18 protein-coding genes and 1 tRNA gene are annotated in these 23303 nt (G+C 73.6%); 11 read left to right on the top strand and 8 right to left on the bottom strand.

The window, feature by feature from the left end; genetic code table 11:
* Positions 1 to 10: 10 nt before the first annotated feature.
* On the bottom strand, positions 11 to 1984 hold the full coding sequence (gyrB, locus tag ACFVS6_RS02735; RefSeq protein WP_389700470.1) for a DNA topoisomerase (ATP-hydrolyzing) subunit B: 1974 nt from the start codon (positions 1982 to 1984) through the stop codon (positions 11 to 13).
* A gap of 418 nt (positions 1985 to 2402) precedes the next feature.
* On the opposite strand from gyrB, the gene ACFVS6_RS02730 reads away from it, so the two are divergent.
* Both ACFVS6_RS02730 and ACFVS6_RS02725 read left to right on the top strand, forming a co-directional pair.
* Positions 2403 to 3575, top strand: coding sequence for an alpha/beta hydrolase family protein (locus tag ACFVS6_RS02730; protein ID WP_389700133.1), 1173 nt, complete (start codon positions 2403 to 2405; stop codon positions 3573 to 3575).
* 103 nt (positions 3576 to 3678) lie between these two features.
* On the top strand, positions 3679 to 4542 hold the full coding sequence (locus ACFVS6_RS02725; protein ID WP_389700132.1) for a class I SAM-dependent methyltransferase: 864 nt from the start codon (positions 3679 to 3681) through the stop codon (positions 4540 to 4542).
* Between the two features lie 22 nt (positions 4543 to 4564).
* Here the strand turns inward: ACFVS6_RS02725 and ACFVS6_RS02720 are convergent, their stop codons facing one another.
* Entirely contained in the window at positions 4565 to 5602 is a 1038-nt protein-coding gene (locus ACFVS6_RS02720; RefSeq protein ID WP_389700131.1) for a DUF4436 family protein, read from the bottom strand.
* Positions 5603 to 5774: 172 nt separating this feature from the next.
* On the bottom strand, positions 5775 to 7355 hold the full coding sequence (locus ACFVS6_RS02715; RefSeq protein ID WP_389700130.1) for an adenosine deaminase: 1581 nt from the start codon (positions 7353 to 7355) through the stop codon (positions 5775 to 5777).
* 350 nt (positions 7356 to 7705) lie between these two features.
* Here ACFVS6_RS02715 and ACFVS6_RS02710 point away from each other — a divergent pair, with 350 nt between their 5' ends.
* The 3 genes from ACFVS6_RS02710 to ACFVS6_RS02700 all read left to right on the top strand — a co-directional run bounded on the left by ACFVS6_RS02710 (position 7706) and on the right by ACFVS6_RS02700 (position 11618).
* A complete protein-coding gene (locus tag ACFVS6_RS02710; RefSeq protein WP_389700129.1) occupies positions 7706 to 9118 on the top strand; it encodes a family 2B encapsulin nanocompartment shell protein in 1413 nt (470 codons plus the stop codon).
* Positions 9119 to 9273: 155 nt separating this feature from the next.
* Positions 9274 to 10722: a family 2 encapsulin nanocompartment cargo protein terpene cyclase gene (locus ACFVS6_RS02705; protein ID WP_389700128.1), complete on the top strand. Its 1449-nt coding sequence runs from the start codon at positions 9274 to 9276 to the stop codon at positions 10720 to 10722.
* A gap of 14 nt (positions 10723 to 10736) precedes the next feature.
* On the top strand, positions 10737 to 11618 hold the full coding sequence (locus ACFVS6_RS02700) for a geranyl diphosphate 2-C-methyltransferase (RefSeq protein WP_389700127.1): 882 nt from the start codon (positions 10737 to 10739) through the stop codon (positions 11616 to 11618).
* Positions 11619 to 11732: 114 nt separating this feature from the next.
* On the opposite strand, the gene ACFVS6_RS02695 is transcribed toward ACFVS6_RS02700, so the two are convergent.
* Positions 11733 to 13526: a hypothetical protein gene (locus ACFVS6_RS02695; RefSeq protein ID WP_389700126.1), complete on the bottom strand. Its 1794-nt coding sequence runs from the start codon at positions 13524 to 13526 to the stop codon at positions 11733 to 11735.
* Positions 13527 to 13780: 254 nt separating this feature from the next.
* Here ACFVS6_RS02695 and ACFVS6_RS02690 point away from each other — a divergent pair, with 254 nt between their 5' ends.
* The 4 genes from ACFVS6_RS02690 (at position 13781) to ACFVS6_RS02675 (ending at position 17250) form a co-directional block, all read left to right on the top strand.
* Positions 13781 to 14428 (top strand): TetR/AcrR family transcriptional regulator, encoded by a 648-nt coding sequence (locus ACFVS6_RS02690; RefSeq protein WP_389700125.1) that lies wholly within the window; start codon positions 13781 to 13783, stop codon positions 14426 to 14428.
* 260 nt (positions 14429 to 14688) lie between these two features.
* Positions 14689 to 15861 (top strand): glycosyltransferase, encoded by a 1173-nt coding sequence (locus ACFVS6_RS02685; protein ID WP_389700124.1) that lies wholly within the window; start codon positions 14689 to 14691, stop codon positions 15859 to 15861.
* Positions 15862 to 16026: 165 nt separating this feature from the next.
* Positions 16027 to 16908 carry an alpha/beta fold hydrolase gene (locus ACFVS6_RS02680; RefSeq protein ID WP_389700123.1) on the top strand — a complete coding sequence of 294 codons (882 nt, stop codon included), beginning with the start codon at positions 16027 to 16029 and terminating at the stop codon, positions 16906 to 16908.
* 81 nt (positions 16909 to 16989) lie between these two features.
* Complete coding sequence (locus tag ACFVS6_RS02675; RefSeq protein ID WP_389700122.1) at positions 16990 to 17250, top strand: hypothetical protein; 261 nt, start codon at positions 16990 to 16992, stop codon at positions 17248 to 17250.
* A gap of 71 nt (positions 17251 to 17321) precedes the next feature.
* Here ACFVS6_RS02675 and ACFVS6_RS02670 read toward each other — a convergent pair.
* From ACFVS6_RS02670 to abc-f, 3 genes are all read right to left on the bottom strand, one after another.
* Positions 17322 to 17396 (bottom strand) — tRNA-Trp (locus ACFVS6_RS02670).
* A gap of 93 nt (positions 17397 to 17489) precedes the next feature.
* Positions 17490 to 18350, bottom strand: a complete 861-nt coding sequence (locus ACFVS6_RS02665; protein WP_389700121.1) for a GNAT family N-acetyltransferase — start codon at positions 18348 to 18350, stop codon at positions 17490 to 17492.
* Positions 18351 to 18387: 37 nt separating this feature from the next.
* Positions 18388 to 20070, bottom strand: a complete 1683-nt coding sequence (gene abc-f, locus ACFVS6_RS02660; RefSeq protein WP_389700120.1) for a ribosomal protection-like ABC-F family protein — start codon at positions 20068 to 20070, stop codon at positions 18388 to 18390.
* A 327-nt stretch (positions 20071 to 20397) separates the two neighbouring features.
* On the opposite strand from abc-f, the gene ACFVS6_RS02655 reads away from it, so the two are divergent.
* Together ACFVS6_RS02655 and ACFVS6_RS02650 are read left to right on the top strand one after the other, a co-directional pair.
* Positions 20398 to 20802 carry a hypothetical protein gene (locus ACFVS6_RS02655; protein WP_389700119.1) on the top strand — a complete coding sequence of 135 codons (405 nt, stop codon included), beginning with the start codon at positions 20398 to 20400 and terminating at the stop codon, positions 20800 to 20802.
* Positions 20795 to 21829, top strand: coding sequence for an RNA ligase family protein (locus ACFVS6_RS02650; protein WP_389700118.1), 1035 nt, complete (start codon positions 20795 to 20797; stop codon positions 21827 to 21829). The genes ACFVS6_RS02655 and ACFVS6_RS02650 overlap by 8 nt, the downstream gene beginning before the upstream one ends.
* Positions 21830 to 21880: 51 nt before the next feature.
* On the opposite strand, the gene ACFVS6_RS02645 is transcribed toward ACFVS6_RS02650, so the two are convergent.
* Positions 21881 to 23284, bottom strand: a complete 1404-nt coding sequence (locus ACFVS6_RS02645; RefSeq protein WP_389700117.1) for a hypothetical protein — start codon at positions 23282 to 23284, stop codon at positions 21881 to 21883.
* Between the last annotated feature and the right edge of the window lie 19 nt (positions 23285 to 23303).

Genomic DNA, 23303 nt, shown 5'->3' with positions numbered 1-23303 from the left:
CGCGACCGGCTCAGATGTCGAGGAACCGGACGTCCTTGGCGTTGCGCTGGATGAAGGAGCGTCGGGCCTCGACGTCCTCTCCCATCAGCACCGAGAACAGGTCGTCGGCCAGTGCGGCGTCGTCCAGGGTGACCTGGCCGAGCACGCGGTGGTCGACGTCCATGGTGGTGACGCGCAGTTCCTCGGCGTTCATCTCGCCGAGACCCTTGAAGCGCTGGACGGTGTCGTCCCGCAGCCGCTTGCCGTGCTGCCGGCCCTCGTCCAGGAGGCTGTCGCGGTGCCCGTCGGAATACGCGTACCGGATTTCGTCCCGGCTCCATTTGATCTTGTAGAGCGGGGGCCGGGACAGGTACACGTGCCCGGCCTCGATGAGGGGCCGCATGAAGCGGAAGAGGAAGGTCAGCAGCAGGGTGTTGATGTGCTGGCCGTCGACGTCGGCGTCCGCCATCAGGATGATCTTGTGATAGCGGAGCTTCCCGATGTCGAAGTCCTCGTGCACGCCGGTGCCGAAGGCGCTGATCAGCGCCTGGACCTCGGTGTTCTGGAGGATCTTGTCGATCCGGGCCTTCTCGACGTTCAGGATCTTGCCGCGGATCGGCAGGATGGCCTGGTGCGTCGGGTTGCGACCGGACTTCGCGCTACCACCGGCGGAGTCGCCCTCGACGATGAAGATCTCGCACTGCGCGGGGTCGTTCGACCGGCAGTCGGACAACTTGCCCGGCAGCGCGGCCGATTCGAGGAGGCCCTTGCGCCGGGTGATGTCGCGGGCCTTGCGTGCGGCGGCCCGGGCGGTCGCGGCCGACACGGCTTTGCGGACGATGTCACCGGCCTCGTCGGGGTGACGGTCGAACCAGTCCGAAAGGTGCTCCTGGACGACCCTCTGCAGGAACGCCTTGGCCTGCGTGCTCGTGAGCTTGTCCTTCGTCTGGCCCTCGAACTGCGGCTCGCCCAGCTTGACCGAGACGACCGCCGTCAGGCCCTCGCGGACGTCGTCGCCGGCGAGGTTGTCGTCCTTCTCCCGCAGCAGCCCCTTCTCCCGGGCGTACTTGTTGACCAGCGCGGTGATCGCGGCGCGGAACCCCTCCTCGTGGGTTCCCCCGCCGTGGGTGCGGATGGCGTTGGCGAAGGAATGGACGTCGGCCTGATAACCGGTGTTCCACTGGAGCGCGACCTCCGCGGACAGGACGCGCCCGGGGTCGGTGGCCCGAAACGAGATGACGGTGGGGTGGACGGGCTCGCCCCTGCGGGAGTTGAGGTGGCCCACGAAGTCGGAGATCCCCCCGTCGAACCGGTACCGAACGGCTTCCCGGGCGCCCGGCCGTTCGTCCGTCAGACCCACCGTCAGGCCCCGGTTGAGGAACGCCACCTCCCGGAAGCGCCGCGCGAGGGTCTCGTACGCGTAGTCGGTGGTCTCGAAGATCGTGCCGTCGGCCCAGAAGGTGATGCTGGTGCCGGTCCCCGTCGTCGCCCCGTGGCACCGCAGCGGTGCCACGGGCACACCGGCCTCGAAGGACTGGCTGTACCGGAACCCGTCCTTGCGCACCTCGGCCACCACCTTGGTGGACAGCGCGTTGACCACCGAGAGCCCCACGCCGTGCAGTCCGCCCGACACCTGGTAGCCCCCGCCGCCGAACTTTCCGCCCGCGTGCAGCACGGTCATCACCACCTCCAGCGCCGGTCTTCCCTCGGAGGCGACGACGTCGACGGGAATGCCCCGACCGTTGTCGGTCACCCGCAGCCCGCCGTCGGCCAACACCGTCACCTCGATGGTGTCCGCGACGCCCGCCAACGCCTCGTCGACGGCGTTGTCCACCACCTCGTACACCAGGTGGTGCAGGCCCCGTTCGTCCGTGGAGCCGATGTACATGCCCGGCCGTAGCCGTACCGGGTCCAAGCCGTCCAGGACGGTGATCGTGCCCGCGTCGTACGGGGTGGTGGTCGGATCGTCGGAAAGGGTCACGGAGAACTCCTCGGAGCGCAGCACGGAGCACGCCGACGGCCGAACGGGCCGGAGCGTGTCACGTACGAGGGGGCGGTGGCGGCGATGAAGAAGGCGGTCGGGGACCCGACGGCCGACGTCGTGCACGGTCGGACCGTCGGTCCCGGGCGGCCCGTCGGCCTGGTCGAAGTTTACGATCTCCACCACCCATGACGCATCCTCAGAATTGTTTTCCCGGGTGTGGGTGGAGCTGTGAATGGCCCCAAGGGAGCCGCTGATTGCCCCTTGGGTGGATCTTCGGGGGCGTGGTCGATCCCCTCCAGGTGTACGTGCTGTTGGCGCGACAGAGGGGCCCCTGTCGCCTTTCCCCTCGACCGAAGGGTCGGGGGTCATGGCGGTGGATGCATGACTCGGCGTCGAAAAAGTTAGGTAAGGCTTGCCTAAAAGGTTCTAGGATGCGGGAATGAAGAAGATCATTCGCGCGCTGACGGCCGCGGCGGCCGGACTGGCCCTCGCCGCACCCGTCACCCTCGCGACCCCCGCCGCGGCCACGGCCGCCCCGCCCGGGGAATCCACCCGACTCGAACTCCCCCGCCCCACCGGCCCCTTCGCCGTGGGCCGGGACACCCTCCACCTGGTCGACCGGGACCGCAAGGACCCCTGGGTCCCCACCGCCGACCGGGAATTACTGCTCTCCCTGTACTACCCGGCGCTCCCGCACACCGGCACGCCCGCGCCCTACATGAGCGTCCCGGAGGCCAAGGCCCTGCTGACCGATCGGGGGCAACTGGGCGAGTACGTCACGCCCGAGCGCGTCGCCGCCACCCGTACGCAGTCCCGCGCCGGCGCCCTGCCCCGCCCCTCCGCGCAGCGCTACCCCCTGATCGTGCTGTCGCCCGGTTTCACCATGCCGCGCGCCTCGCTGAGCGTCCTGGCGGAGGAACTCGCCGGCCGCGGCTACGTCGTGGCGGCGGTCGACCACGCCTACGAGTCGGACGGCACCGTCTTCCCCGGCGGGCGACTGCTCACCTGCAAGGCGTGCGAGCAGGTGTTCCCCGACGGCTCCCTCCGCCGGGTCTCCGACGGCCGGGCCCGCGACATCCCGTTCGTCCTCGACCGACTCACCGGCCCGCACCCCGCGTGGCGGTACTCCCGACTCATCGACCCCCACCACATCGGCATGGCCGGCCACTCCATCGGAGGCGCGGCGGCCTCGGCGACCATGGCCGCCGACCCGCGCGTCGACGCCGGGGTCAACATGGACGGCACGTTCTTCACGCCGGTGCCGCAGAGCGGGCTCGCGGGACGCCCCTTCCTCATGCTCGCCGGTGACCCCGCCCTGCTCCCGCCCGACTTCCCGGACACCTCCTGGGAGGACACCTGGCCCCGGCTGGACGGCTGGAAGCGCCGGCTGACCGTCACCGGGGCGGGCCACCCCGGATTCACCGACTGGCCGGTCCTCGGCGACCAGGTGGGCTACGCCCATCCGGAGACACCGCTCTCCGGCACCCGTTCCCAGCAGATCACGCGGGCCTACGTCGGTGACTTCTTCGACCTCCACCTGCGCGGCCTGCCCGCCCCCCGGTTGAACGGCCCGACGCCGGCCGACCCGGAGGTCGTGTTCCACCGCGGCTGAGACGTCGCGCGGGGGCGCCCCGACCAGGGCCGCCCCCGCGCTCCCCGCCCCGACCACGGGCCCGTCCAGGTCCGCCGGTCCATCGACACGAGGAGCCACGCCCATGCCGACCCCCTCCGACGACAGGGGTTCCGCCCACGGCCTCAGCGGCGTGGCGATGACCCTGCTGACCCCGCTGTACGGCCGCGCCCACGCCGCCGAACTCCTCCCGGGAACCGCGTTCCGCGATCCCGCCGCGGCCGCCGTACTGGCCTCCACCGGATACCGGGCCCCCGAAGTGCTGACCGACCGGGGCAACGCCGTCGGCTCGATCCACCGCACCATCGTCTTCGACGGACTGACGGCGCGCTTCTGCCGGGCCCACCCCGACGCGGTGGTCATCTCGGCCGGCATCGGCCTCGACACCCGCGCCGATCGACTGGCGGGAACTCTGCCCCCAACGGTGACCTGGCTCGGGGTGGACGTACCGGAAGTGGTGGAACTGCGGGCCCGGCTGCTTCCGCGGGACCGGGCCCGGGTCGTGGCCGCCTCGATCACCGATCCGGACTGGGCCGGGCAACTGCTGCCGCTCGTCGATGGACGCCGTGACGTACTCGTCCTGACCGAAGGGGTCCTGATGTACCTGGACCCGGCCGGTCTGCGGTCCTTCCTCGTCTCCTGCCGGACCGCGTTCCCCGCCGCCGAACTCGTCGCGGACTACTTCCACCCGAAGGTCGCGCTCAGCGGCCGCCACCCGATCGTCAAGGCGACGGGCGCGCGGTTCCGCTCCGGCGCCCGCGGCGGCCGCGGGCTCGCCGCCCTGGCACCCGGCTGGGAGAGCGTCGGCGAACACCGGGTGATGGAGCGCATCAGCATCGGGCACCGCGCCGCCGCCGGCCTGTTCCGCCTCCTCACGCTCGGCGCACCGCCCTACTCGGTGGCCCGACTGCGCGCCACGGCCCGTACCCAGGAGCGCGGGCGGCCCTGACGAAAGGTCGTGCGGGGGTGGGTCAGGAGCGGCGGCGGTGGCCCGCCGGAACGCTGCGCCGCCGGGCCGGGCGGCGCCGTCGGGCCGCCGCGTCCTGCCGGGGGTCGGTGACCGGGCCGCCGAGGCCGTGCTCGATGCGGATGCCGTGGAAGACGAGCACGGTGAGGCTGAGGACGATCAGCGCCTCGGCCCAGTAGAACGCGAGGTAGTCGAGCAGACAGCCGTTGGGCGGCGAGCCCGGCGCGGCGTCGCGCAGGCCGACGAGGGCGAAGAGGCTGGCGGCCATCCAGCCGAGGGCCGGCCACAGCAGGCCGCGCCGCTGCCCGACCACCAGCCAGCAGGCGGTGACGATGGCGAGGGCGACCGCCCACATGGCGGCGATCATGAACCAGGCGAGGATGAAGGTGCTGCGCGAGCGCTTGACCTCACTGGTCAGGTACGCGGCCTGCCCCTCGTAGGAGCCCTCGCCGTTCTTGTACGCGAAGTTCGGGTCCTGGTCGTGCAGGCGCAGGACGACCGGTACCCGGGTGTCCAGGGAACCGGCCGTCGCGGCGAACGCGAAGTCGGCCGTGTACTTGTCGAACGGGTAGTCCGAGGACGCGCCGTCCGAGAGCGGGACCTGGATGTCCCGAACCCACAATCCGCTGCCCGCGGGGAACCCGAGCTCCTGCTGCCCGGTGGTGTTCGCGTACAGGGTGAGGCTCTGGGTGGGGTAGCCGTCGGGGCCCGCGTAGCGGCCGAAGGGGGTGAGGGTGACCCTCAGGGTGATCTGGCGCAGCACCGGGTCGGTGCGTTGGACGTCGGCATGGACGTCGATCCGGTCCGCGGCGTGCTGGGGGCCGACGACCACGGTCTGCTGACGGGTGTTGCGCTCGTCGAAGTACAGGGCGATCCCCGCGCCGCACACCACCGCGACGACGACGAGGAAGATCACCAGGGTCCGCCACGGCAGCTCGGCGCCGCGCCGGCTCACGTCCTGGACGACGTCCACGCCCCGGCGCAGCTGCCGGGCGGCGGCCTCCCGCCCGGCCGGGCCCACCCACTCGTCACCGTCGGCCATGGTCCGATGCTGCGGGAGGCCCGCGGCGGGCGCCAGACGGAGGGGGCCGGTGGTGGCCCGGACCCGTCCCGCCGCGGGTCGAACCGCGAGGGGGCCGGGCCGGGTCGGCCGGGTCGGACCGCTCGGGGCCGGCGCCGACCGGGTCGGTGTGGTCCGGGTCGGTGCGGACCGGTCAGTGCGGACCGGGACGGCCCCGTCGGGCGCGATCGGCCTCGAAGCGGACGAACGCCGCCTCCTGACGCCATTCCACCTGGGCCTTCGGGCTGGACTCCAGCAGCCGCCCGCACCGCTCGCCGACGTGCTCGGAGCCGGGCGTCTCGGCGGCGCACGCCGCGACGGGCCGGTAGCCGGTGCGGACGTCGCTCTGCCACAGGCTCCGCCCCGGCAGGAAGGAGTGGTCGAGCGAGGCCCGCGCGAGGTCCTTCAGCTCGCGGTAGCGAAGCCCGTACATCTCCGAGGCCCGGCGGTACTCGTCGGTGATCCCGATCCGAGACACGCCCGGGTCGTCCGTGGCCAGGACCACCGGAACGCCGAAGCGGCGGTACGTGGCGAACGGATGCGCGTCCCCCGAGACCCGCAGGATCTGCTCGTTGCTGTGGAAGGGCACCTCCACCGCGATCCGCCGCTCGGCCATGTGGCGCATCAGGGACTCCCACCGGTCCTCGTGCAGCACGGACACGCCGTGACCGATGCGCTCGGCCCGACCCGTCTGCGCGGCCTCACGGATGTGGAAGGTCAGGTCCTCCGGCTTGACCAGGCCCGGGACGAGCTCGCCCGCGTGCAGGGTGATGTGCGCCTTCGGGTACTGGGACTTGAGGTAGTTCAGCATCCGCATGTGCAGCCGGTAGTCGCGCAGGGCCACCGGGTCGTCCTCGGGCTGCACCAGGTTCACGGCGACGAACCGGGGATCGCGCTCGGCCAGTCGCATGCCGAGCGCGATCTGGGTGAAGACCCGCTCCGGCGAGCCCGCTCGCCCGACCTGCGAGATCCAGCGGTGGGGCAGCGCGCACGCCGGGTCGGGGCGCCGGGTGTCGCAGTGCGCGGCCGCGCGGAACTCGACGTCGGTGGTGTCCGCGTTCGCGCGCGCCTGCCGTACGACCGCGTCGAGGGCGCCGTCGGCGAGCAGCTTGTCGTGCATCCGGTCGAGGTCGGCGTCGAAACCGACCCGGTCGGCGAGGGCGCGGGCCTCGGTGGAGGCCGGGGAGATCATCGTCTCCAGGTAGAACTGCTTCTGCCGGGCGGCCGTGTTGGCGACCTCGGCGAGCATCCGGCCCGGGTGGCGCCAGGTGACCTCACCGAACTTGCCGAAGGTGGCGAAGAAGTGGTCGTGTCCGTTCCCGTCGGCCGGGAAGTCCTGCATGGACCAGGCCCGGATGACCTGCCGGCGGAACTCCGCGTCGGTCACGGCGTCGGCCGCCGGACGGGTGCCGGCGCCGCAGGGCGGCGGGACGGCCGTGCTCGTGGCCGTGACGACGCACAACCCGTCCTCGGCGGCCAGTTCGATCAGGAACTCGGTGGAGACGGCGCCGGCGAGGTGGTTGTGCAGGTCGCCGCCCTTGGGAAGGTCGACGAAGAAGTCCCGCAACCGCCCGGGCTGCCGGTGCAGACCGGACAGGTACCGGTCGACGGCCCTCTCGGCGGCCGTGCCGGGAGCGGACGGTTCGGGAGCGGAGGGAAGGGGGGCCGCGTGGGCGGACGAGGGCGCGAGGAGTGCCAGTGCGGAGAGCGCACCGATCACGTGCGGGGAGATCACCGGCACATCGTGGTGAGGAGGAGGTCCCCCGGCCGGTGCGACGGGCCGGACGTGTCCGGCTATCACCCGGGAGGGTCCGGACGAATCGTTCCTGCCGTCGCGGGGCCCCAAGTCGGTTGCGAATCAGGTCATTTGGCATGTCCGAATATCGTCTGAACGGGCTTCAAACGCCCCGCGCCGCAAGATCACCGCATTGAGGTAATGCCCACGGGATCTTGGGGCCGATCGGCCCCGCCCGTGGTTAGTGTGCTTCCGGATCTGGACGGATTGCCCGGATATTCGCCCCCTCGTTTCCCGTGGGTGGCATACACGTGCGCCGATCACCGCCGCTACGAAGGAGAACCTGTCCGATGACCGTGGACACCAGCCCAGAGGCGCAGCTGGAGCCGCCCCCGCAGAGCAGCCTCGGAACGGCCGCTGCCCGGAACCTCGCCACCACGACGAAGTCCGCCCCGCAGATGCAGGAGATCAGCTCCCGCTGGCTGCTGAAGATGCTCCCCTGGGTGGAGACCCAGGGCGGCACCTACCGGGTGAACCGCCGCCTGAGCTACACCGTCGGTGACGGGCGCATCGAGTTCCTCCAGGACGGCGCGCGCGTCCGGGTCATCCCCCGCGAGCTCGGTGAACTCGCCCTGTTGCGCGGCTTCGACGACATCGGCGTGCTGACCGCGCTGGCCGACCGGTGCGTGCAGCGCGACTTCCGCGCCGGCGAGGTGCTGGTCGAACGGGGCGCGCCCGCCGAGCGGATCCACCTCATCGCCCACGGTCGCATCAACCAGACCTCCGTCGGCAAGTACGGTGACGAGGTCGCCGTCGCGGTGCTCGCCGAGGGCGACCGCTTCGGCGAGAACGCCCTGCTGGACACCGACGCGACGTGGGACCACACCGCCACCGCCGCCACCTCCGGCACCCTCCTCACCCTCGACCGCGCCGAGTTCGACTCCGTACTGTCCTCGGCTCCGAACCTCCGGGCCCACGTCGAGCGGTTCGGCACGCTCCCGCTCCAGCGACAGAACCGGCACGGTGAGGCCGAGATCGCGATGTCCGCCGGCCACACCGGCGAGGCCGAACTGCCGGGCGCCTTCGTCGACTACGAGCTCAATCCGCGCGAGTACGAACTCTCCATCGCCCAGACGGTCCTGCGCGTCCACACGAGGGTCGCCGACCTCTACAACCAGCCGATGAACCAGACCGAGGAACAGCTCAGGCTCACCATCGAGGCGCTGCGCGAGCGCCAGGAGTACGAGCTGATCAACAACCGGGAGTTCGGGCTGCTCCACAACGCGGCCTTCAAGCAGCGCATCCAGACCCACTCCGGCCCGCCGACCCCGGACGACCTCGACGAACTGCTCTGCCGCCGCCGCGGTTCGCGCTTCTTCCTGGCCCACCCCAAGGCCATCGCGGCGATCGGCCGCGAGTTCAACGCGCGAGGGCTCTACCCGGACCACGTCGACCTCGGCGGCCAGCAGGTGCCGGCCTGGCGAGGGGTACCGATCCTGCCCTGCGGCAAGATCCCCATCAGCAAGGAGAACACCAGCTCGATCCTGGTGATGCGCACGGGCGAGGACAAGCAGGGCGTCATCGGACTGCGCCAGACCGGCCTGCCGGAGGAGTACGAGCCGGGGCTGTCGGTGCGCTTCATGGGCATCGACGAGCGCTCGATCATCTCCTACCTCGTCACCACCTACTACTCCGCCGCCATCCTGGTGCCCGACGCGCTCGGGGTGCTGGAGAACGTACAGATCGCCCGCAGGCCCGACTAGCCGGCCAGGCCCCGGCCGGGCCGCGCGCCCCGGCACGATCCGGAAGGGTCGGCCCGTACGGGCCGGCCCGCCCGCCGCGCGGGCCGGGAGTCCGTCCCGGTCCGCCCACACGCCCGGGATCCGGGACAGCCCCATCACCCAGCAAGGAGTCACGGATGCCCGACCCCGGGCCCTCCCCCCTGCAGTCGAGCCTGCCCGGCGCGGCGGCCCGCTTCGGGGCCCACGGCCACGGCCGGGGCATCGAAGCCTTCGGCGGCGCACGACCCACCCCGCCCGACGCGGCCCCCGTGCCGCTCGCCGCCCCCGCCCCTGCGCAGACCCCGGCCCCTCGCGCGGTGCCCCTCGCGCCCGTCGTGCCGCTCCCACCCGCGGCACCCACCCCGCCGGCGCCACCCACGCCACCGGCGGCACCCCCCTCACCCGTGGTGCCCCTTCCGCCGGTGGTGCCCATCCGGCCCGCAGCACCCGCGCCGCCCGACGGCCCGGCTCCCGCCGCCGCGCGAGCCCCGCGGCCCGCCCTGGAGCGGATCCTGCGCGGTCCCAGCGGCCTGGGCACGGCCGGCCTCTACCTCACCCGGCCGCGCGAGGAACCCCTCGCGCCCGGGGACCCGCCCGCAGCGCCCGCCGGCAACCCGGTCCCGGGCCTCTACCACCACCCGGTGGCGGAACCCGACCCGGTACGGGTGGAGGAGGTCGGCCGCCGCATCAAGGCGTGGGCGGTCGACGAGGTGGAGCTGTTCCCGCCGGACTGGGAGGACCAGTTCGACGGGTTCTCCCTGGGCCGGTACATGGTCGCCTGTCATCCGGACGCCCCCACTCTCGACCACCTGATGATCGCCACCCGGCTGATGGCCGCCGAGAACGCGGTCGACGACTGCTACTGCGAGGACCACGGAGGCTCGCCCATCGGCCTCGGCGGACGCCTCCTGCTGGCCCACACCGCCCTGGACCCCCTCCACACGACGGCCGAATACCAACCGGACTGGGCGCGGTCCCTCCACGCGGACGCGCCCCGGCGCGCCTACCGATCGGCCATGGAGTACTTCCTCGAGGAAGCCACCCCCTCACAGGCCGACCGGTACCGGCACGACATGGCCCGCCTGCACCTCGGCTACCTCGCCGAGGCCGCCTGGGCCGAGACCGACTACGTCCCGGAGGTGTGGGAGTACCTCTCGATGCGGCAGTTCAACAACTTCCGCCCGTGCCCCACCATCACCGACACCGTCGGCGGCTACGAACTGCCGGCGGACCTGCACGCCCAACCGGCGATGCAACGTGTCCTCGCGCTCGCCGGGAACGCCACCACCATCGTCAACGACCTGTACTCCTACACCAAGGAGTTGGCGAGTCCCGGCACGCACCTGAACCTGCCCGTGGTGATCGCCGAACGAGAGGACTGCTCCGTTCGCGATGCCTACCTCAAGGCGGTCGAGGTCCACAACGACCTCATGCACTCCTTCGAGGCCGAGGCCGCCGACCTGGCGGCCGCCTGCCCCGTCCCGAACGTCCTGCGCTTCCTGCGGGGCGTGGCCGTGTGGGTCGACGGCAACCACTACTGGCACCAGACCAACACCTTCCGCTACAGCCTGCCCGACTTCTGGTAAGGACGGATTCATCTGTGACCAACACCGAGCTCACCACCGCGACCCCCTCGGCATTCATCCCGGCCCCGGCGACGCCCTACCAGGGTGACATCGCCCGCTACTGGGACCACGAGGCCCGGCCGGTGAATCTTCGTCTCGGCGACGTCGACGGGCTCTACCACCACCACTACGGCATCGGCGACGTCGACCACGCGGCCCTCGGCGACAGCGCGGACAGCGAGTACGAGAAGAAGCTGATCGCCGAGTTGCACCGCCTGGAGTCGGCCCAGGCCGACGTCCTGCTGGACCACCTCGGGACCATCGGGCGCGAGGACACCCTCGTCGACGCCGGTTGCGGTCGCGGCGGTTCGTCCGTCATGGCCCACCAGCGGTTCGGATGCAAGGTGGAGGGCGTCACGCTGTCGGCCAAGCAGGCCGAGTTCGCCAACCAGCGCGCCCGGGAACTGGGCATCGCCGACTCCGTCCGCGCGCGGGTCTGCAACATGCTCGACATGCCCTTCGAGACGGGGCGGGCCGCGGGCTCGTGGAACAACGAGTCGAGCATGTACGTCGACCTGCACGACCTCTTCGCCGAGCACTCCCGGGTGCTCTCCGTCGGAGGCCGGTACGTGACCATCACCGGCTGCTGGAACCCCCGCTACGGGCAGCCCTCCAAGTGGGTCTCGCAGATCAACGCGCACTTCGAGTGCAACATCCACTCCCGCCGTGAGTACATGCGGGCGTTGGCCGACAACCGTCTCGTACCGCAGGCCGTCATCGACCTGACGCCGGCGACCCTGCCCTACTGGGAGCTGCGGGCCACGTCCTCGCTGGTCACCGGCATCGAGGAGGCGTTCATCAACTCGTACAAGGACGGTTCCTTCCAGTACCTGTTGATCGCGGCCGACCGCGTCTGACCCTGACGGACGCCCGATCGGGCGGGCCGGACCCGCATCCCCACGGGCCCGGCCCATCCGCACGTCCCGACCCGTACCACCGAGGAGGACGCCTCGGGCCGGGCCGGAGGGACTTCAGAACGGGGCCGGTGGCCGCCGGCGGCCTTCGTCCCGGCTCGCCGGGGCGCCGGCGATCCGACACAGGGCCGCCCGGGCCGCCGCGGCCAGGCGCTCGTCGGCCCGCGTCTCCTCGTCGAAGTCCCCGATGTACATCCGGACCCGCTCCCGACGCCCGGCCACCTCGCGCAACGCGGGTACGGCCCGGGCGGCGGACGCACCCATGGCGCCCAGGACCGTGCAGACGTACACGCCGTGCACCTCCCCGACCACGTGGGGCAGCAGTACGTCGAGGGCGAGCTCCGCGACGGCGTCCCCCTCGTGGCGCCACAGGGTACCCGCGCACCCCGGGTGCACGGCCCGCCCCGCCGGGTCCGCGCATGCCTCCCGCAGGTGGGCGACGTGGCGCGGCTCAAGCCCGCCGTGCCCGGCGAGCCATTCGAGCAGGCGCGCGGTCAGGCGCAGGTCGCGCCGCCCCTCGGGCAACCCCGCGAAGACCCGCTCGGCCCGCCGCCGGTCCCCGGTGATCCGGATCAGCGCCATCTCCACCTCCCCGGTGAACCGCCCGACGACGCCCCCGCGGAGGCTGTCGAGCAGCGGTACGGCGGCGGCCGCCCCGGGGCCGATCCCGCCGAGCGCGAGGACGGCCAGGGTCCGTGGCCCCGTCGCACCGTCGGTGTCCGAGGCGAGCACGCGCAGCAACTGCGGTACGGCGTCCACCGCCGCGGGCCCGCAGCCGCGCAGCACGCCCACGGCGGCCCGGACCCCACGGTCACCCGCTCCCGCGTGCCGGTCGAGGAAGTCGGCGGCCGCCGCCACGAGGGGCCCCAGGTCGCAACCGGCCCGGGCCAGCCCGTCGACCCCCTCCGACACCGTTCGCGTGGACGTGCCCCCGCCGACGAGACCGCAGAGCCGCGGCAGCGCCCGCACGTCGCCGATCCGGGCCAGGGCGGGGGCGGCGACGTCCGGCAACTCGTCGAGCAGTCGGGCGAGTTCCTCGGCGCAGAGCCGGGTGGTCGCCATCGGACCGGCGACGGCGGCGGCGGCCGCCGCCCGTACACCGGGGTCCGCCGCGCCGCCCAGCAGCGGTCGCAGGTGCGGTACGAGCGCTTGCGGAGCCGTCCGCCATTCCCGCAGGGCGATCGCAGCCATGTCGACCGCCGCACGCCGCGCCACCACGGTGCCGTGCGCGGCGAGCAGCCCGATGTCCGCGTAGCAGGTCTCCGCGTCGCCGGACCGGGTCGCGGCCAGCCCCCATACCGTGCCCGCGCCCCACCGCACCCGGCCTCCCGCTCCGCCCAGTCGGGCTCCGGCCGCGTCGAGGTCGGCCAGGACCGCGTCCGTGTCGGGCCGCAGGGTGGCGCGGAGTCGGATCGCCGGGTCCCGGTCGGCGCGCAGCGTCGGCCGGTCCGGCCCGTCGCCCCGCGCCAGCAGGGCCTCGGCCAGTGCCGTCCGGGCCACGGGATCCCGCTCGGCGTCCGATCCGGTGAGCAGCCCGACGGCCCGGTGGTGATCGGCGGCGGTCAGCAGCCAGGCCGCGGCCCGCCGCACCGGCGCGTCGGGATCGCGCGTCAGGAGCACGGCGACGGCGGCCACACCGGGCCACGGGACGTCACCGTTCCCGCACAGGCCGCCCAGCAACTCCAGGAGGAGGAGGCGCGGTCGCACCGGAGCCGCGCGGACCTCGGCGAGCAACCGGCCGGTGACGGGCCCGCCCCGGTCCTTCCCCACGGCATCGAAGATCGCCCTGCGCGCGGCGCCGCAGCGGGCTGAGGCGGGGTCGCGGAGGACCTCGTGGATCCAGGTCTCCACACAGTCGGCCGGACCGTGGAGGCCCGGCGGTTCGGGCCTCACCGGCCCGGGCGGAGTACGCCCTTTCGCATTGTCATGGCGTGATCGTCGCCGAAGCGGCCCCCGCGGCACAAGTGGGATCCGAGGCACCGCCCCGCCCCCGCCCGGAAGCAATGCGAACGCATCGGAACTGTAGCCTGGTGAGCGGTGCGCGCGTGCCCGTGGTGCGGCGCGCGCGGGACGACGGACACACGGGAACCAGGAGGCGGCCGGACATGCCCCGACAGGTGGATCACGCGGGCCGGCGGCGCGTCATCGCCGAGGCCGTCTGCGAGCTCGCCGACGAGCACGGCCTGGAGGGCGTGTCGCTGCGCGACGTCGCCGCCCGTGCGCAGGTGTCGATGGGCGCCGTCCAGCGGTGCTTCCGCACCAAGGAGGAGATGCTCGTGTTCGCGCTCGGCCAGATCGGCGAGCTGATCGGCGAACGCGTCCAGGCCCGCCTCGTCAGGAGTCCGGCCCAGTCCGCGCGTACGGCCCTGGGCCACGCCGCCACCGAGGTCGCGCTGCTCCGTGAGGAACACCGGGCCGAAGCCAGGGTCTGGCTCGCGTTCGTCGCGCAGGCGGCCGTCAGCGAGGCGCTCGCCACACCGCTGAGGGCGAACTACGCGGAGCTCCAGGAGGCCTTCGCCCGCCTGATCGCGGAGGCCCGCGCGTCCGGGCACGCGGACGCCGAGGCGGGCGCCGAGGTGGAGGCCCGCGCGGGCGCGGACACCGGTCGACCCGTTCCGCTCGACCCGCACCGCGAGGCCCGTACGCTCCTCGCCCTCGCCGACGGCCTCACCACCCACGTCCTCATCGGCCACCTCGCGCGGTCGCAGGCGCGGGACGTGCTCGACGCCCACCTCCGGCGCCTTTGGGAATAGCCCGCCGAATGCGTTAGGGTCGATCTTGAGCTCGCCGCCGTGATCACGGCAGCGGCCCGTGCGTTGGTGGTCCAAGGAAAGACGCCCCACTTCCCGTGGGGAAATGCAGGTGCAAGGCCTGCCCAGCGCTCCGATCCGAAGGTCCCGACCCCTCAGGGGTCGGGACCTTCGTGCGTGGGCGGCTCCTTCGCGGCGGGCCCGGGCACCCGCGCCGACCCGCGATCGTAGGACGCGCGTACGAGGCCAGTAGGGTGTGCAGGGTGAACACTTCCGCACTCCCGCGTTCCTTCCGGTTGCTCGTGACGGGCGGAGGGACCGGCGGTCACACGTATCCCGCGCTGACGGCGATCCGGACGCTGCAAGGTCGCCTCGCGGCCCAGGGCAGCACCCTCGACGTTCTGTGGATCGGCACGGCCGACGGTCTCGAAGCGCGCGTCGCCCCGGCCGAGGGAATCGCCTTCAAGACGGTGGCCACCGGCAAGATCCGGCGTTCGGCCAACCCCCTCAAGATGCTGTCCGCCGCGAACGTCAAGGACATGGCCCGCGTGCCGCTCGGCGTGGCCCAGGCCCGCTCCATCGTGTCCGAGTTCGAGCCCGACGTCGTCCTGGCCACCGGCGGCTACGTCGCCGTACCGGCCGGCCTCGCCGCGCGCCTGTGCCGCCGCCCGCTCGTCCTCCACGAGCAGACCGTCCGCCTCGGACTGGCCAACCGGAAGCTGGCGAGCTCCGCGACCCGCATCGCCCTGTCCTCCGACTCCTCGCTCGACCTGCTCCCCGCCGAGCTACGCGGCGCGGCCGTCGTCACCGGCAACCCCGTCCGACCGGAGGTGCTGACCGGGCACCCCGACAAGGCGGTGTACGCGCTGAACCTCACCGGCTTCGACCGGCGGCTGCCGACCGTGTACGTCACCGGCGGCGCCCAGGGCGCCCAGCAGATCAACGGGGTCGTCCGGGACGTCCTTCCGTGGCTCCTGGGCCACGCGAACGTGATCCACCAGTGCGGACCGGCGAACGTGGACGAACTCCGCGCGGCCGCCGCCGGCCTGGACCCGGTCCTCGCCGGCCGCTACCACCTCACCGGCTTCGTCGGACCGGAACTGCCCGACGTCCTGGCGCTCGCCGACGTCGTCGTGTCGCGCAGCGGCGCCGGCACGCTGGCCGAACTGACCGCGCTCGGCAAGCCGGCCGTGTTCGTGCCGCTCGCCACCTCCGCGGGCAACGAGCAGGCCCACAACGCGCAGCACCTGGCCGACGCGGGCGCGGCCGTCGCCCTGCTCGGGGACGTCACCCCGGAGACCCTCTGGAACGCCCTCGGCCCGCTCCTGACGGACCCCGCCCGCCGCTCGGCGATGGCGGAGCGCGCACGCGCGCACGGCCGGCCCGACGCCGCGGAGCGGCTCGTCGACGTCCTGCTGGCCGCCGCCGCGGGCTGACCGACCGCACCCTTCCGCTCCATCCGGGGCCCGTGCCACCGCCCGTACGGTGACACGGGCCCCGGCCTTTTGCGGCACGGCCGAAACCCGTACGCCGCCGAGCGATGAGTTCCGGCGCCCCCGACGGTCAACCCCTCCGACAGCACACATCCGCAGGAGGACCCCATGACCGCAATCGTGACCCGCACGCTGGAATCCACGGGCGCCACCATCACGTACGACGTGCACGGCGGGGACGGCCGGCCCGGGGGCGGGGCCCGGCCCGCCCTGTTCCTGATCGGTTCCCCGATGGACGCGGCCGGATTCGTGAGCCTGGCCGCGCACTTCACCGACCGGACCGTCATCACGTACGACCCGCGGGGCACCGGCCGCAGCGACCGTACCGACGGCGCCGCCGAGACGCTGCCGCAGGAGCACGCCGAGGACCTGCGCAGGGTCATCGAGGCGGCCGGCGCGGGTGCCGTCGACGTCTTCGCGAGCAGCGGCGGAGCCGTCAACGGGCTCGCCCTGGTGGCCCGGTACCCGGATCTGGTCCGCACCCTCGTCGCGCACGAGCCGCCGCTGGCGCAGGTCCTGCCCGACCGGGAGGCGGCACTGGAGGTGTGCGCGGACATCCACGCGACGTACCTGCGGGAGGGCATGGGCCCGGCCATGGCGAAGTTCCTGGTCATGGCCACCCGCACGGGACCGATCCCGGCGAACTGGCGGGAGGAGCCCGCGCCGGACCCGGCGGCCTTCGGCCTGCCCGTCGAGGACGACGGCACGCGCGGTGATCCCCTGCTGGGACAGAACATGCGCGGCTGCACCTCCTACCGGCCCGATTTCGCCGCGCTCCGGGCCGCGGGGACGCGGATCGTCATCGCGGAGGGCAAGGAGTCGCAGGGGCAGTTCCCCGCGCGCGCCGCGGCCGGTGCCGCCGAGGCGCTCGGCGGCGGAACCGTCCTGTTCCCCAGCCACCACGGCGGCTTCCTCGGCGGCGAGTACGGCCAACAGGGAGAACCGGAGGCCTTCGCCCTGACCCTCCGCGAGGTCCTCGACCAGGACTGACCCGCCGGGGGCCGCCGGGGCCGTCGCGAGCCGTCGGGAGGCTCCCGAACCGCGGTGCGCCGCCTCTGCCAGACTGTGTGCATGACACATGAACAACCGTCCGTGGACGGGGAGCCCGTGAAGCCCGAGCCGCCGTCCGACGCGCCCGAGAACCCGGCCGCCGCGACCGGACTGGCGGTGGGCCTCTCGATCGGCGTTTCCCTCGGAGTGGCCCTGGGGCTCCTCGTGTTCGACAACATCGGACTCGGCCTGGCCCTCGGCATGGGAATCGGCACCGCCCTGGGCGTCGGCCTCCCGGCCCTGCGGCAATCGCGCCGGTCCGGCCCCGAGGACGCCTCCTAGGAAGTCCCTCACCCCCGGGCCGCTCCGGCGGACCGGGGCGGGCGAGGGAAGGCGCGGGGCGCCGGGAGGGGCGGAGCCGGCCGGATTCGAACCGGCGTCCTCACGGTTTTGGAGACCGCGCGCGACGACCTCTGCGCTACGCCTCCGCCCCCTGCGCCCATCGTACGTGCGGAGCGCCACGGCCCCGCCCCGCCCCGGCGGCCCGCGACCGGCAGCGCGGTCGCGGGCCGCCGCATCGGCTACCGGGCCGGGAGGTTGATCGACCGGTACTCGTCCAGCACGGTGTAACCGGTGCTGTCGTACAGACTCATCGCGACCTCGTTGCCGCCGAAGACGTTGAACATCATCGCGCCGTCGCCGCCGTGCCGGGCGGCCCACTCGCCGACGGCCATCGCGGCCCTGCCGTAGCCCTTGCCGCGGTGCTCCTCGTACACCTCCAGGGAGAAGCCGAAGGTCACACCCGGCAGGAACGCGTGCTTCACCCAGCCGGTGCCGACCACCTGCCCGTCGGCCTCCATCGCGTAGAAGGCGTGACCCGGGGTCCGGAACCCCTCGGGGAGATGCCGGGCGAAGTCCCGATCGGACTTCTTCCGAGCCTGCTCCGCGGTCAGCGCGCCGGCCCGGACGATGTCCTTGATGTACCCGGCCTCCTCGCCGGCGTACCAGGCCGGGTACTCCTCCTCGGTGAGCGGACGAACCGTCAGACCCACGGGCAGCTGCGGCTGTTCGGCCGCGGCGCGGATCCGTATCTGTTGGCGCACGGGATAGTCGGCGAACCCTCCGGCTCCGCCCGTGAGCCGGACCTCCACGCGCCGCGCACCCTGCTCGGCGCACCACCGCTCGGCCCACGCGCGCCCCTCCGGCGCCGTCAGGTCGTGGATGCGTCCCACGGTCGTCCCGTTGTCCTGCGTCACCTCGACCGCGATCCACCCGGAGCCGTCCGTGGCGACCGTCCAACCGTCGACGTTCTCCACGGTCCGCTCCAGCAGCGCCCGGGCAAGCGGCTCCGAGCACCCCGCGGCCCGGTACCTCGCGAGCACCCGCTCGTCGAACCCGCCACGCCATTCGCCCTGGTCGGGCACGATCTCCATCACGCTCATCCGGCCACCCTACGCAGAGGGTCGGCGGCGGAGCCCCTCAATTCCCTGCGCCCTGCCGCACCGAGCCCGCGCGCAGTTCGAGGCGGGGGCCGGTGAAGGCGGAGCGGAACCGCCGGTCGTGGGAGACCGCGACGACCGCACCGGGGAAGGCGGCCAGTGCCCCTTCGAGCTCCTCGACCAGGGCCGGTGACACGTGGTTGGTCGGCTCGTCCAGGACGAGCAGCCCCGCGGGGCGGGTCACGAGCCGCGCCAGCTCCAGCCGCCGCCGTTGCCCCACGGAGAGCGCCGCCACGGGAACGTGCAGGTCGTCCGGGCGGAACAGGCCGAGCGCGAGCAACTCGTCGGCGTACTCGTCCGGGTCGCCCGCCCGGCCCTCGGCGAAGCCGTGCAGCAGGGGGTGCGGCGCCGGGTCGAAGGCGACCTCCTGCGGGAGGTACCCGACCGACGTGTGGCGCCGCACCGTGCCTTGGTCCGGCGCGATGTCACCCGCCAGCACGCGAAGCAGCGTCGACTTCCCCGCCCCGTTCGGCCCGGACACCAACAGGCGTGCCCCCGGGGCGACCGCGAGCCGCGGTACGGAGAGCCGGTCGCCGACCCGGATCCCCGTCAGCTCGGCCACGTGGGGGACGTTCTCGGGCAGGGGCGCGCCGTCCTCCTCGATCCGGGCGGCGAACCGCAACGGCTCCGGCGGCGCCGCGACCGGTTCCCGCAGCAGCTGGTCCAGGTGCCGGCGGGCCGCCCTGACCCGGCCCGACAACTTGGCCTCGTGCGAGCGGCGGTGTTTGCCGAAGCCCTGGCCGGGGTCCTTACCGGTGGATGCCAGACGCTGTCCGGCGGAGTCGACGAGCCGCTGCGTACGGGTGAGTTCGTCCAGGTACTCCTGGTGGCGCTGCTGCCTTCCGCGCCGGGCCGCGGCGAGAGCGGTGCGGTAGCCCGCCCAGCCGTCCCCGTACCGGGTGACGGTCCGCAGGTCCCGGTCCACCTCCAGGACCGTCGTCGCCACGCGCTCCAGGAAGGCCCGGTCGTGCGTGATGACGATCAGGGTGCCGCGGTGGCCGCGGAGCCGCTCCACGAGCCAGGCCACGGCGGGCCCGTCGAGGTGGTTGGTCGGCTCGTCGAGCAGCAACAGCTCCGGGGCGGCACCGAGCACGCAGGCCAGGGCCAGCCGGGACTCCTCGCCCCCCGAGAGCGAGCCGAGGGTCCGCGCGCGCCCGATGTGCCCGATGCCGAGCCCGTGCAGTGCGGCGTCGGTGCGGGCATCGGCGGCGTAGCCGTCGCGGGCCTCGTAGGTGGTGACGAGGTCCCCGTACGCGTCGAGTTCCGCCGGGCCGGCGTCCGCGAGGGCGCCCTCGGCGGCCCGGATGCGGGCTTCGAGGGTCCGCAGCTCGTGCAGGGCCGCGTCGACGGCGTCCTGGACGGTGCGGTCGCGGTCAAGGGGGAGGGTCTGCGCGAGATGGCCGACACCGCCCGGGAAGGAACGGGTGACCCTGCCCTCGTCGGGCTGCTCGGTTCCGGCGATCAGCCGCATGAGGGTCGACTTGCCGGAGCCGTTCTCGCCGATCACGGCCACCTTCTCGCCCGGCCGTAGGGCGAAGGAGACGCGGTCGAGCACGAGGCGGTCCCCGTAGGTCTTGGACACGTCGCGCAGGGCGAGCTGCGACACGGTGGGACCGGCGGGGGCGGTGGTTTCGGCGGTTGCGGCAGAGGGGTGCGAGCGCATGGGGCGTCCTTGGGTACGAGGGCCTGCTTCCTGGCGGCGGAGGGCTGCACGAACCGGCGACCGGGGAAGGGGAACCGGCCGCCTCCGGGTCGTGCCCGGTGCTCAGAGGAAGAAGTAGCGCACGTACATGCCGCCAGTGTAGGACGGACCGGACCGTCTCGTCTCTTGCTTTTTCGCCCTGCGACCGGCCGGCGTGGGAGTGCGACGGGGGAGTGCGGTGGTGGCTCGGGCACCCCGCCGGCCCGTCGGAAAACGGCGGGCCACCCCTTCGCGCCGCCCGCTACGATCGGGCACTCACCCGATCCCGGCGGTCCGACGGAGGCACCGATGACCCAGGCCCCCGCGCGGACACCCGCCCATCCCGAACGGCTGGAGCACGGGCACCCGTTCCGCCAGTGGAAGACCTGGCGCACACCCGCCACCGAGCTCACGCTCACCGGGTACTCCCGCGCGGACGACAAAACGTTCTTCCACCTCGCCGCCAGGCCGGCCGGCGTCGACGTCCACCTGCCGGCCGCCGCGCTGCCGTTCGTCGCGACCTTCCAGAAGGCCTCGGCCGAACCACCGGACCACGCCACCGCCTACGACCCCGCCGCCGGATGCCGCCTGCACGGGGTGCGCGGCGCCGTCGACGCGTTCTTCGGCGACCGGCGCCCCGACGACGTACTGCTGTGGGCGCACCCGGACAACCGGCTCCCCGAGCAGCACCAGCACGGCGGTGCGCATGCCTGACGGCCACTGGTCCCCGTACCCCAAGATCCCCGCCCGCGCCCGGCTGGGCGAAGCGCGCGCCCGCGAATGGGTCGCGCTGGAGAAGGTCCACGGCGCGAACTTCGCCGTCGTGTGCGACGACGCGGGCATCCGCCCGGCCAAACGCCGCGAACTGCTCGGCGAGAGCGGACTCGACGACTTCTTCGGCGTGGGCCGCATATGGCCGGCCCTGGCCGTCGCCGCGGACCGCTGCGCCACCGCCCTGCGCCGGACGTACGGGGCGGACCCCACGGCGCCCGTCACCGTCTACGGCGAACTGGCCGGCGGCCGATACCCGCACCCGGACGTGCCCCCCGATCCGAACACCGAGCCGGTGCAGACCGGCGTCTGGTACGCGCCCGGGCTGCTCTGGTTGCCGTTCGACGCCACCGTCGTCACCGCGGACGGCGTCCGTTGGGTCGGGGACCGGTCCCTGCGGGAGGCGGCGGCCGTCGCGGGCCTGCACTGCGCCCCGCTGCTCGCGCGGGGCCCCCTCGCCCGGGTCCGTGAACGGACCCCGGACTTCCCGACCCGCGTACCGGCGCTCCTGGGCCTGCCCGATTTGCCCGGAAACCTCGCGGAAGGGCTGGTCGTCAAACCCGCCGACGAGTGGTGGGCGACCGACGGCGGCGCCGCGGCCGGCGCACCGCCCGCGCGGCCGGTGGGCAAGTTCAAGCACCCGGCCTTCGCCGAGGACGAACGCTTCGACGGTTCGCGGCCCTACCGGGTACCCGCCGACGGCGCCGCCGGCGCGCCCGGCTGGCTCCTTGCCCAGGTCACGGCCCTGCTCACGCCGGCCCGGGCGGCGGCCGCCGTCAGCAAGCTCGGTCCGCGCACCCCGGCCGAGGAGGTCGCGGCCGAGATCGCCCGGGACGCCATCGAGGAGACCGCCGAGGCCCTCGGCGGCCTGGAGGACGGGCTCGCCCCGGCCCTGGAGCAGGCCCTGCGGCGCGGAGCCCTGGAACTGGCCCGCTTCGACGCCGCCGACCGCCGGACCGGACCGGGATGATCCCGAAGGCCCGACCGGCCCGGACCGTCCCGGGATCCTCGCCCCACCGGATCAACCACCCAGGGTGTCGCGCAACCGCCTCGCCTGCTTGAGCAGTTGCGACGAACCCGGCCGTTCCGCGAGCGCGGTCACCTCGGGCAACCCGCCGCGCGCCCCCGACAGTGCGGCGGAGTCCGCCGCGACGGCGAGCAGCGCACCGTGCGCCTGCGGCCGGGTGTGGGCGAGGAGCCCCGGGAGTGCGCCGGCCAGGACCGACCAGATCGCCGTCGCCCCCCGCGCGGTGCCGGCGGCCGCCCGCAGGGACTCGGTGACCAGGGGCACCTTCAGGGTGCCGAGCCCGACGAGCTCGGTGAGCTCCCGACCCAGCAGTTCCCCGTCCAGCCGCCCGCGCGCGGCCAGCAGCACCAGGGACCGTACGGCCGCGTCCCGGTCCGCCTGCGGGACGGAGCCGAGCCCGTACGCGAGCGCGAGGTGCACGGCGGGTCCGGCCGGCCCGTCGGTGGCCGCGAGGGCGTCGAGGAAGGCGGGGGTGCCCCGGCCGCCCTGCCCGCCCTGGTCGGCCGCCGAAGCGACCCCCGTGAGCAATCGGGCGGCAGCGATCTCGGGATGCCAGGGCAGCGCGGCGACCGTGTGCGCGTTGCGGAAGTCGGGCAGCGTCCAGTGCGGACAGGAGATGTGCGGCTCGAACTTCCGGAACAGCGACCAGAACCGGCGGGGGAAGTCTCCGCGGCCCTCGATCGCCTCGTGCCCCACCAGGATCCGACGCCCCGCCCGTGCGCCCCGGCGCCGGCTGGGACGCTCCGGCACACCGGCCTCGCGTTCCCGCCGGGACAGCGGCCCCGGCAGACCGCCCCGGCGCAGCCAGGCGGCCACCCGCGGTCCCTCGGCCGAGTCCAACCGCTCCGCGGCGCGCACGGCTTCCGGATCGACCGGGCCCCCGCAACGCAGCAGCGCCTGTCCCAGGTCGGCGGGTCCGGGCCGGATGCCGAGGCGCCCGTACTCGGCGAGGCGCGCGACCAACTCGTGCGGTTCGACGGCTCCGGAGCCGCGGCTCGGTACGGACAGCAGGAACGGGACGGTGTCACCCGCCCGCAGCCGGGCGGCGAGCTCGCCCACGCGCGCGCCCGCGACGTAGTCCAGGGCCGCGTGCTGACACAGTTCGAGCCAACCCGCCCCGGCACCCTTCCCGTCCTCCGCCACCCCTACCGTACCCACCGCGGCGCCGACGACGACGGCGAGGCCGCGCACCTGGGTGCCCGCCGCTCCGCCGACCTCGCGCGGGACGCCGGTCAGGGCGCGCGCCAAGGCCTCCCGGTCGCGGTGACCGTGGGCCACCACGGCATTGAGGACACGCTCGAACGTCCCCACGCCCGGGTCGTGGCGGTCGGCCGACACGGCGGCGACTTCGTCGGCGAGCGCACCCGGTGACGGCGCGGCGAATTCCCCCTGGATCATGTGCGGCAGGCTAGACCGT

Origin of the sequence: Streptomyces sp. NPDC057939 (assembly GCF_042887545.1) — a bacterium.
Lineage (GTDB): Bacteria > Actinomycetota > Actinomycetes > Streptomycetales > Streptomycetaceae > Streptomyces.
Note: the sequence above shows the minus strand (reverse complement) of the source record. Positions and strands in the feature narration are given on the sequence as shown.

Bases quoted from the DNA above. Each gene is read 5' to 3' on its own strand.
- ACFVS6_RS02730 (WP_389700133.1), top strand. From the start codon at position 2,403: ATGAAGAAGATCATTCGCGCGCTGACGGCCGCGGCGGCCGGACTGGCC.
- ACFVS6_RS02725 (WP_389700132.1), top strand. From the start codon at position 3,679: ATGCCGACCCCCTCCGACGACAGGGGTTCCGCCCACGGCCTCAGCGGC.
- ACFVS6_RS02720 (WP_389700131.1), bottom strand. From the start codon at position 5,602: ATGGCCGACGGTGACGAGTGGGTGGGCCCGGCCGGGCGGGAGGCCGCC.
- ACFVS6_RS02710 (WP_389700129.1), top strand. From the start codon at position 7,706: ATGACCGTGGACACCAGCCCAGAGGCGCAGCTGGAGCCGCCCCCGCAG.
- ACFVS6_RS02705 (WP_389700128.1), top strand. From the start codon at position 9,274: ATGCCCGACCCCGGGCCCTCCCCCCTGCAGTCGAGCCTGCCCGGCGCG.
- ACFVS6_RS02690 (WP_389700125.1), top strand. From the start codon at position 13,781: ATGCCCCGACAGGTGGATCACGCGGGCCGGCGGCGCGTCATCGCCGAG.
- ACFVS6_RS02680 (WP_389700123.1), top strand. From the start codon at position 16,027: ATGACCGCAATCGTGACCCGCACGCTGGAATCCACGGGCGCCACCATC.
- ACFVS6_RS02675 (WP_389700122.1), top strand. From the start codon at position 16,990: ATGACACATGAACAACCGTCCGTGGACGGGGAGCCCGTGAAGCCCGAG.
- ACFVS6_RS02665 (WP_389700121.1), bottom strand. From the start codon at position 18,350: ATGAGCGTGATGGAGATCGTGCCCGACCAGGGCGAATGGCGTGGCGGG.
- abc-f (WP_389700120.1), bottom strand. From the start codon at position 20,070: ATGCGCTCGCACCCCTCTGCCGCAACCGCCGAAACCACCGCCCCCGCC.
- ACFVS6_RS02655 (WP_389700119.1), top strand. From the start codon at position 20,398: ATGACCCAGGCCCCCGCGCGGACACCCGCCCATCCCGAACGGCTGGAG.
- ACFVS6_RS02650 (WP_389700118.1), top strand. From the start codon at position 20,795: ATGCCTGACGGCCACTGGTCCCCGTACCCCAAGATCCCCGCCCGCGCC.
- ACFVS6_RS02645 (WP_389700117.1), bottom strand. From the start codon at position 23,284: ATGATCCAGGGGGAATTCGCCGCGCCGTCACCGGGTGCGCTCGCCGAC.